Source organism: Rhodoferax sp., assembly GCF_014859475.1.
In the GTDB taxonomy this organism is placed as follows: domain Bacteria; phylum Pseudomonadota; class Gammaproteobacteria; order Burkholderiales; family Burkholderiaceae_C; genus Rhodoferax.
In genome coordinates, this window is record NZ_JACUUE010000098.1 from 1 (window position 1) to 9121 (window position 9121).

General features: G+C 62.8%; 10 protein-coding genes. 3 read left to right on the forward strand and 7 right to left on the reverse strand.

Translation table 11 applies throughout. From position 1 onward, the window contains the following. Positions 1–638: NAD(P)/FAD-dependent oxidoreductase (locus IBX54_RS09510; RefSeq protein ID WP_296542418.1), on the forward strand; the 638-nt coding region annotated here is incomplete at its 5' end. A gap of 194 nt (positions 639–832) precedes the next feature. Here IBX54_RS09510 and IBX54_RS09515 read toward each other — a convergent pair. Continuing rightward, on the reverse strand, positions 833–1927 hold the full coding sequence (locus IBX54_RS09515) for a quinone-dependent dihydroorotate dehydrogenase (protein ID WP_296542419.1): 1095 nt from the start codon (positions 1925–1927) through the stop codon (positions 833–835). Positions 1928–1986: 59 nt separating this feature from the next. Between IBX54_RS09515 and rpiA the strand changes: the two genes are divergently transcribed. Both rpiA and IBX54_RS09525 read left to right on the forward strand, forming a co-directional pair. Beyond that, a complete protein-coding gene (gene rpiA, locus IBX54_RS09520) occupies positions 1987–2667 on the forward strand; it encodes a ribose-5-phosphate isomerase RpiA (RefSeq protein ID WP_296542420.1) in 681 nt (226 codons plus the stop codon). A gap of 91 nt (positions 2668–2758) precedes the next feature. Further along, positions 2759–4129: a TrpB-like pyridoxal phosphate-dependent enzyme gene (locus IBX54_RS09525; RefSeq protein ID WP_296542421.1), complete on the forward strand. Its 1371-nt coding sequence runs from the start codon at positions 2759–2761 to the stop codon at positions 4127–4129. 147 nt (positions 4130–4276) lie between these two features. Here the strand turns inward: IBX54_RS09525 and IBX54_RS09530 are convergent, their stop codons facing one another. From IBX54_RS09530 to IBX54_RS09555, 6 genes are read right to left on the reverse strand one after another with little or no spacing between them, the layout of a single operon-like run. Further along, entirely contained in the window at positions 4277–5005 is a 729-nt protein-coding gene (locus IBX54_RS09530; protein WP_296542422.1) for a general secretion pathway protein GspB, read from the reverse strand. 4 nt (positions 5006–5009) lie between these two features. Continuing rightward, positions 5010–6755, reverse strand: coding sequence for an ExeA family protein (locus IBX54_RS09535; protein WP_296542423.1), 1746 nt, complete (start codon positions 6753–6755; stop codon positions 5010–5012). Between the two features lie 10 nt (positions 6756–6765). Continuing rightward, entirely contained in the window at positions 6766–7479 is a 714-nt protein-coding gene (serB, locus tag IBX54_RS09540; RefSeq protein WP_296542424.1) for a phosphoserine phosphatase SerB, read from the reverse strand. Beyond that, on the reverse strand, positions 7476–7916 hold the full coding sequence (locus IBX54_RS09545; protein ID WP_296542425.1) for a type II toxin-antitoxin system VapC family toxin: 441 nt from the start codon (positions 7914–7916) through the stop codon (positions 7476–7478). Before IBX54_RS09545 ends, serB begins: the two co-directional genes overlap by 4 nt. Continuing rightward, positions 7916–8233 (reverse strand): virulence-associated protein VapB, encoded by a 318-nt coding sequence (locus tag IBX54_RS09550; protein ID WP_296542426.1) that lies wholly within the window; start codon positions 8231–8233, stop codon positions 7916–7918. The genes IBX54_RS09545 and IBX54_RS09550 overlap by 1 nt, the downstream gene beginning before the upstream one ends. Positions 8234–8276: 43 nt before the next feature. Beyond that, the gene (locus tag IBX54_RS09555) at positions 8277–9035 is read right to left on the reverse strand and encodes an NRDE family protein (RefSeq protein WP_296542427.1); all 759 of its coding nucleotides are present in this window, start codon (positions 9033–9035) and stop codon (positions 8277–8279) included. Between the last annotated feature and the right edge of the window lie 86 nt (positions 9036–9121).

The window sequence follows — 9121 nt, forward strand, 5'->3', positions numbered from 1 at the left end:
ACCTGGAAAACGCGGGCGGTGTATTGGCGCTCAATTCACCGCTGGAAGGTGCGCAGGTCGGGGCGTCTGGCATCGAATTGCATGCCGCCGATGGCACCCGCTTGCAAGCCAGAACCGTCATCAACGCGGCGGGCTTGCAAGCGCCACTGCTGGCCGCGCGCTTTGCCGGGCTGGCCGCGCGGCATGTGCCGAAAGCGTATTACGCCAAGGGCAACTATTTCACGCTGGCCACGCGGGCGCCGTTTTCGCATTTGATCTACCCGGTACCGCAGGCCGCCGGGCTGGGCGTGCACCTGACGCTGGATTTGGGCGGGCAGGCCAAGTTTGGCCCCGACGTGCAATGGGTCGAATCACCGGACGACCTGAGCGTGGACCCGGCGCGCGGTGACGCTTTTTACGCCGAGGTACGCAATTACTGGCCGGGTTTGCCAGACGGCGCGCTGCTGCCCGGTTACGCCGGCATTCGCCCCAAGATCAGCGGCCCGGGCGAGCCTGGTCGTGACTTCATGATTCAGAGCCCGAGCGACCACGGCGTGCCGGGCTTGGTCAACCTGTTTGGCATCGAGTCACCCGGGCTGACCAGTTGTCTGGCCATCGGCGACATGATTGCCAAACAATGGGGGTCAGATTCCAATTAATTCCGTCACTTACTTGGTTGATTCGTCCGATAACAGCAGCGTTCAAACAGTGGTGTCTTGCTCCGCGCGACAAGCGCCAAAGCCAGCCACTGCGCGGGTGAAGTAAACCGGCTCCCCCGCTGAAGTTCCCGGATTGCGCTTCGCTTCATCCGGGCTACTGCCTGCTATCAAAATTAATTGGAATCTGACCCCAATTAAAAAGTCTTCTTGATCAGGGCTGCGGCTTGCCTGACCAAACCCGGTCCCTGGTAAATCAGGCCGGTGTAGATTTGCACCACATCGGCACCAGCCCTGATTTTGCTCACGGCATCTTCAGCGCACATGATGCCGCCGACACCGATGATCGGAAACTGTGGCCCCAGGGCGGCGCGCAACTGGCTGATTACCCGGTTGCTCATGACCAACACGGGCGCGCCCGACAGGCCGCCAACCTCATCGGCATGCGCCAGGCCTTTGACGGCATTGCGTCCCAAGGTGGTGTTGGTGGCAACCACGCCCCAGGCGTTGTTGACCTTGCCAGACGCATCAAGGCCGTAGCGCTTCAGGGTTTGGGCGATCACCCTGATCTGATACCCGTCCAGGTCGGGTGCGATCTTGAGAAAGATCGGGATACGCTTGCCGTGTTGCTGCGCCAACGCCTCACGCCGCCCGGAGATGGCGCCCAACAAACCATCCAGCGCTTCATCACTTTGCAGGCTGCGCAGGTTTTTGGTGTTGGGGCTGGAAATATTGACCGTGACGTAGTCGGCATAGGGATAGACCCCGTCCAGACAAGTCAGGTAGTCGTCGGTGGCGCGCTCGATGGGCGTGGCGGCGTTTTTACCAATGTTCAGGCCCAGCAGCATGGGCAAGGCGCCAGGCGAGCGGGACTGGCGTGTTTGGTACAGCCTGGAGCGCCTGACATTGTCGATAAAAACAGTCAAGCCGTCGTTGTTGAAGCCCAGCCGGTTGATCAGTGCCTGCGCCTGCGGCAGGCGGAACATGCGTGGCTTGGGGTTGCCGGGCTGCGCCAGTGGCGTGACGGTGCCAACCTCGACAAAACCAAAGCCCATCGCGCCCAGGCCGTCGATACAGCGGGCGTTTTTGTCGAGCCCGGCGGCCATGCCGACACGGTTGGGAAAAGTCAGCCCGGCCAGCATGACCGGATCGTTCACACGTGCGTTGCCATAAGCCCATTTCAAGGCGTTGCCCTGCGTGTGCGCCAGCGAGTGCAGCGTCAATTCGTGGGCAGTTTCGGGGTCCAGGCTGAATAAAAAGGGACGGGTGAGGGCGTAGGGGACAAGAGCCATTGCATAATTCCTGATATTTACCGTTATTTTCCCCGATCAACCCCCTCAAGGAACCTCGCATGGCAACACTTTCTCAAGACGAACTCAAAACACTGGTGGGTCAGGCCGCGCTCAAGTACGTGGTTCCCGACGAGATCGTGGGCGTGGGCACCGGCTCCACGGTCAATAAATTCATCGACGCGCTGGCCAGCATCAAGCATCAGATCAAGGGCGCGGTGTCAAGCTCCGTGGCCAGTACCGAGCGGCTGCAGGCGCTGGGCATCCGGGTCTTCGATGCCAATGACGTGGAAGAACTGGCGGTTTACATCGACGGTGCCGACGAGATCGACCATCAGGGCAACATGATCAAGGGCGGCGGCGCGGCGCTCACGCGCGAAAAAATTGTGGCCGCGCAGTCGCGCCAGTTTGTCTGTATTGCCGACGAGTCCAAGCTGGTGCCAACGCTGGGCAAATACCCGCTACCGGTGGAAGTGATTCCGATGGCAGCCCACCGCGTGATGCGCCAGTTTGTCGCTATGGGCGCGCAAGCGCAATTGCGCCTGCGCTATGACTCGCCGCTGGTGACCGACAACGGCCAGTACCTGATCGATGTGACAGGCTTGCAGATCAGCGATCCGCTGGCCTTCGAGACCCAGGTGAACCAGTGGCCGGGCGTGGTGACGGTGGGTGTGTTTGCGCTGCAAAAAGCGCAAATTTGCCTGTTGGGCACCGCCGACGGCGTTAAAACGCTGACGTTTTGAGGGTAAACCCGGGCGCTTGCCCAGGCTGCGGCCGAAGGGATTGAAGGCATACTTGCAGCCAAGCCTAATTTGTCACTTTTCAGGAGTCGCCATGAGCCAGCAAACCAAGTACCTGTTGAACGAAAACCAGATGCCCAAGTTCTGGTACAACTTGCAGGCCGACCTGCCCAAGCCCTTGCCCGCGGTATTGCACCCCGGCACCATGCAACCGGTGGGCCCGGACGACCTGGCGCCGCTTTTTCCCATGGCCCTGATCATGCAAGAGGTGAGCCTGGAGCGCGAGATTGAAATCCCCGAGCCGGTGCGCGAAGTGTTTCAACTGTGGCGCCCGGCGCCCCTGTTTCGTGCGCACCGCCTTGAGAAAGCGCTGGGCACACCCGCCAAAATCTATTACAAGTACGAAGGCGGCAGCCCCGCCGGTAGCCACAAGCCCAATACCGCCGTGCCGCAGGCTTTTTACAACAAGGAAGCCGGCATCAAGCGCCTGGTGACCGAGACCGGCGCCGGCCAGTGGGGCACCTCGCTGGCGTTTGCCGGCTCGCTCTACGGCATGGAAGTCGAGGTGTTCCAGGTGCGCGTGTCCTACGACCAGAAGCCGTATCGCCGCGCCGTCATGGAAACCTATGGTGCGCGCTGTTTTGCCTCACCCTCCACCGAAACGGCTTATGGCCGCTCGGTGCTGGCCAAGCGCCCCGATCACCCCGGCAGTCTGGGCATTGCCATCAGCGAGGCGGTCGAACTGGCGGTGCAGCGCGACGACACCAAATACGCGCTGGGCTCGGTGCTCAACCATGTGCTGCTGCACCAAACCATCATTGGCCAGGAGGCCATGCTGCAAATGGAAATGGCCGACGCCTGGCCCGACGTGGTGGTGGGCTGCACCGGTGGCGGCTCCAACTTTGCCGGCATCGCCTTCCCGTTCATCGGCCACGGCCTGCGCGGCGGCCCCAAGCCGCGCATTGTTGCGGTCGAGCCGGCGGCATGCCCGTCGCTGACGCGCGGCAAATACGCCTACGACTTTGGCGACACCGGTCACATGACGCCGCTGACCAAAATGCACACGCTGGGCAGCCAGTTCACGCCGCCCGGTTTTCACGCCGGCGGCCTGCGCTACCACGGCATGGCGCCGCTGGTGTCGCACGTCAAGGAACTCGGCCTGCTGGAGGCCGTGTCATACAACCAGGTAGAGTGTTTTGAGGCCGGCGTGCTGTTTGCGCGGCACGAGGGCATCGTGCCCGCCCCGGAAGCCAACCATGCCATCAAGGGTGCCATCGTCGAGGCGCTGCGCTGCAAGGCCGAGGGCAAGGCCGAGACCATTTTGTTCAACCTCTGCGGCCATGGCCACTTTGACATGACCTCGTACCAGAAGTACTTTGCCGGTGAACTGACTGACGAGCACTACGACGAAAGCGAACTGGCGATGGCACTGGCGGGCCTGCCCAGCGTGCCGGAGCCGGCGTAAGGTAAGGCTTGTCGATAACGCTCACCTGGCGCCGATTTTGTTCTGCGGCTGAAATGCGATTGAACTTGGTTTTTGATCAATCTCCGGGTGCGGTATCGGGCCGGATACGCTGGGCTCGCAGGCGTGGGGTAACTGCGGTTTTTAGGTTCAATGCATCACCCGAAAGCGGCTGCCCTTGTAGCTGAAGACCGAACTGCGCGGCTGGATTTCTTCAAGCTTCAGGTCGGGGGTGACCTGGCCGCCTTGAGACAGCACCAGGTTATTGACCAGCAGCAGGCGCTGCGCGGGGCTGTCTGAATAAACGCTGCCGGTGATGGTGATTTTGGGAATCTGGTTGCGCAGCTCTGCTGGCAGTTCGCTCAGCAGGGTTGCAGCTTGGGCCGCTGTTGACGCTGACGCAGCCGTGCCGGCAGGCGCTGCGGGCGACGTTACTGCCACGGCTCTGGTGGGTGTAGTGGGGACGGCGGGTACAACGGGCGGCGCTGTCACTGTCACTGTTTTCGGGTTGGCCTTTTCTGCCGGTTTTGCCTTGGCCACGGGCGCCTCGGTAACCACAATGGGCACTGGTGCGAGGGGTGTGATCGCTGCGCGCGGCTTGCTGGGTATGACTGTTGCCGGAGCGGCTGGTGTCTGTACCGCACTGGCGGTCGGTGTCAATGCTGCCGCCGGTGGCGCGTAAGGTGTGCGCCAAAGCCAGAAAGTGGTCGCCAGCACGAGCAGCGTCAGGCCTGCTGCTGCAGCCATCCACACAAGACGACGCTCGCCCGGGGTGTCAGCGTTGCCAGCAGGCATCTGGTGTCGCGTGTGCAGGCCGGGCGCGGCACCGCGTTCGCGCTCGGTGTCGGCTCTTTTGAGGGCGTCGAGGATGTAAGACATGGGCTTATTGCGCCTCGGTGAGCAGTCGGGGTGCACCGCTCTGGGTGGCGCTCTCGAGCTGCATGAAGGTCATGGGGCCGGGCCGGCCGTCGGGTGTGATGCCGCGCGAGCGCTGAAAGGTCCGCACGCGTGCACGCAGCGCGGCATCCAATGCCAAGGGCGTGCCATGGGTCGGCGCACCGGGCAAGCCGTCAAGCTGGCTCAAGTGGTTGGCCAGCCAGTCGATGGCCGGGCCGGTGCTGCCGTCGGGCAACCCGGCCACATACCCCGTGGGCGGCTGCCAGTAGGTGGCAAAGTCGCCGTGCCACCACTGCGCCAGGTCAAGCAGCCTGACGTGGTGCAGGTGCCCGGCCAGCCCCAGCGTGGCGATTTGCTCAGACACACCCTTCAGCACCGCATGCACCGCCGGCCCTTGGGCTGCACGCAACGTCAGGATGCCCGGGCGATTGAGCTGGCGCAGCAGCGGCAGGGTCAATTTGCTGGCGCGGTAGCACTGAATGCCTTGTGCGCCGGCGCTTTGGCAGGGGGTGGCACTGTTGGCAGGCAGCTGCCAGTCTGGCGCCAGCTCGCGCCAGGCGATGTTGATATCGGCTGGCAACTCAGGCCAAAGCATGGGCAGGTCTGTGACGGATAAGTCGGGCAGACCACTGGCTGAGGTCGGTGGCGTGTCGGATGCTGATTGCTCCGCTGATACCGTTGGCAGTGCAGCGCCGAGCGGCAGCCTCTGCGTGGGTGGCGTTGCGCTGGATGCAGTTTGGGCTGCGTCAGGCGCTGTCTGGGCTGTCTTTGAAGTCGCTTGCCATTGCACAGCCAGCAACATCAACGCAGCCAACGCCGCCAGCGCGGCCAGACCCGCCAACGCATAACCCAGGCGCTGGCCCTTGAAGTTGGCTGTTAGCCCTGTGTTGGCACCAAAGACCTCTGAAGCCGCTTTATTCACCACCTTGCGGTTGACCTGGTTCTGGCCAGTGGCCCAGGTGCCCAGCAGCGCGCGAGCGCAGAGCAGGTTGATGCGCCGCGGCACGCCCCGGGCGAGCTGATGGATGCGCTGCAGGGCCTTGGTATCAAAGGGCAGCGAGCCGGTGTGACCCGCTACACCCAGGCGGTGCGCAATGTACTGGCGGGTCTCCGGGATTGACAGCGCGCCCAGGTGAAACCGCGCCACCACGCGCTGCGCCAGTTGCTCCAGTTCCGGTCGGGCCAGCATGTCGCGTAATTCAGGTTGTCCGATCAGCACAATTTGCAGCAGCTTGCGCTCGTTGGTTTCCAGGTTGGTCAGCAGGCGCAATTGCTCCAGCACGTCGGCGGCCAGGTTTTGCGCCTCGTCAATGATGAGCACGCTGCTTTGCCCGGCGGCGTGGCTTTGCAGCAAAAAGGCGTTGAGCGCGTCGATGTAGTCCTTGGCCGTTAGAGCGCCGGCGTTGGCAGCCTTGATTGCGATGTGAAACTCTTCGCAGATCGACTGCAGCAACTCCAGTACGCTGAGTTTGGGGTTGAAAATATAGGCGACATGGCAGTTGGGCGGAATTTGCGCCAGAAAACAGCGGCAAATGGTGGTCTTGCCGGTGCCAATGTCGCCGGTCAGCAGCACAAAGCCGCCACCGCAGCCGCCCGTGACCTGAGCACCGCCTGCCACGCCGTAAAGCAGGTGCGCCAGCGCCTCGCGGTGGCGCTCGCTCATGAACAGGTAGCGCGGGTCGGGCGCGATGGAAAACGGGTCCTGGCTCAGGCCGAAGTGGGCGGTGTACATGGCGCGATTGTCAGCTCTCAAAAAGCGTCAGCAGCCGGTCCAGCCCGCCGGACTCGATCGACACGTTGGCAAACTCACGCACCGCCGGTTTGGCATGAAAAGCCACCGACAGGCCGGCCACGCTCATCATCGGCAGGTCGTTGGCGCCGTCGCCCATGGCAATGGCCTGCTTGGGGTTGATGCCCAGCATGTCGCACATCTGCAGCAGCATGGTGCGCTTTTCGGCGCCGTCGCAAATGTCGCCCCACGGCTGGTGCACCATGCGCCCGGTGAGCACGCCGCCGCTGAGTTCGAGCACATTGGCGCGGCTGTAGTCGATGCCCAGCCGGTCGCGAAGGCGGTCGCTAAAGTAGGTGAATCCACCCGACACCAGCAGCACCTTAAGCCCGGCGCGCTTGCACGCGTCCACCAGTTCAGCCGCGCCGGGGTTGAGCTGCAGGTGGTTTTGGTAAACGTGCGCCAGGTCGGCCTCGGTCACGCCCTTGAGCAGCGCCACACGCTGGCGCAAGCTCTCCTTGTAGTCGCTGATTTCGCCACGCATGGCGGCTTCAGTGATGGCGGCCACCTCTGCCTTGCGGCCCACGGCAGCGGCAATTTCATCAACGCACTCGATGTTGATCAGGGTCGAGTCCATGTCGAACGCGATCAGCTTGTAATCGGTCAGACAAAGCGGTGGGGCGATGCCCGCAATGATCAGGCCGGGGGCGAATTGGGTGGTTTTCATTTCTTTGTTGCGACAGGTAGCAGCCAATTTTCCACCCGCAACCCCGGTACGCGGGCAAATTCGGCGTCTGCGCTGACCAGCGTGGCACCCAGCGCCAGCGCGTGGGCGGCGATGAGGGTGTCGTTGGGGCCAATCGGGGTGCCAGCTGTTTCGAGTTGGGTGCGCAACTCGGCATAGTAGGGCGCGACGCTGGATTCCAGGGCTAGCACGTCGATGGCGTTCATCACACGCTCGTACTGCGTGGACCAACGCGGGCTGGTGTGTCTGCGCAAACCGAACAGCAGTTCACATTGCACCACGACGCTGGTGCAAACCTTGCTGTCCGGTTCATTGGCCGCCAACAACTGCGCATATCGCACCGCCGTGCCCACGGGGTTGCGCATCATGTCGGAAATGACGTTGGTGTCGAGCAAATACAGCGTGGCGTCGAACATCATCAGTCGTCACCAAAATTGATGTCGTCCAAGGGCAGCAGACCTGCATCAACATCCGGGAACACCTCGTCAATCGTTCCCATAGCGGCCATTTCCTGCAACGCCAGCGCCAGCGCTGCCATGCTGCCTTTGGCTGGTTTGTCTGCCACCAGTTCCAAAATCAGCCGGTTGCCTTCGCGGTGCATGAGCGCATCGGTGCCCGGCAATTCAAACTCTTTGGGAATGCGCACGGCCTGGTTGGCGCCGTTGCGAAACAGGCGCACCTGGCGTGCGGGAGACTCAGCTGAAGAGTTGGCCGCTTTTTCCGAGGCGATGGGCATGGTGGTTCTCCCGAGGCGGTGGTGCTTTGCGAATCTTTAGAGTTTAGCCTATGCCACGGCATATGTCATGCCTCAGGCCAGTGTTGCCACTGGCATCGAAGCTTTGCTCCATAAAAGAGACGTGATCGGCCCCGAACCGCACCACACTGCTGGCGCGGGTGCCGTAATCGGGCAGGGCAATGAAAGCGGCTGAGAGCGCGCGCTCAAGCTCAACTGGAATGCCGGTGGCTGGCAAATCAATGTCAGCGGCAGGGTCGGGGTTGTGCAGCAGCGCCAGCAACTCGGCATCGCCGGGGTGGGCTTGTGCCAGCAGCGTTTGCAGGCTGCCGCTCAGGCGTGACAGTTTGGGCCAGGGGGTTGAAAAGTCGGCATTCGAGACGGCACCGATGCCCGGCTGCAGGGCCATCACCTTGGCGTGCCGACTTTCCAGGCCCATCAGGTGCGTGCCATCAAAGACCAGCAGGTTGAACGGGTTGTAGTCGGCGGCGCGCTCAAGCAATGCGCTCAGGTAGTCTGCGGCATTGGCATCCGTTTGCAAAAAAGCCCTGACCAGTTCACCGCGCGACGGCGCATTGGCGCGCATGTTGGTGGGGTCGCGGTGGTTGGTCAAGGCCGCCAGGCGCCCGCTGCGGCTGATGCCGAGCCAGGTGCCGCCCCCCTGCAAATCGCGCCCGGCCAGAATGGGCGCGTCGGGCCACCAGTGCAGCGCCTCGGTTGGCCGCGCATAAAACTCGTCGCGGTTGGCAATCAGCAACAGCGGCGTCGGGCTTGTCGGTTGCCAGTTCCAGGCGATCAGGCACATGCTGTTGCCACCACTGGTTGTCCCAGGTTGCGCAGCACGTCGCGCACCATTTTGGCGCGGTCGGCGGCGTCGGGCAGGGCGCGCTC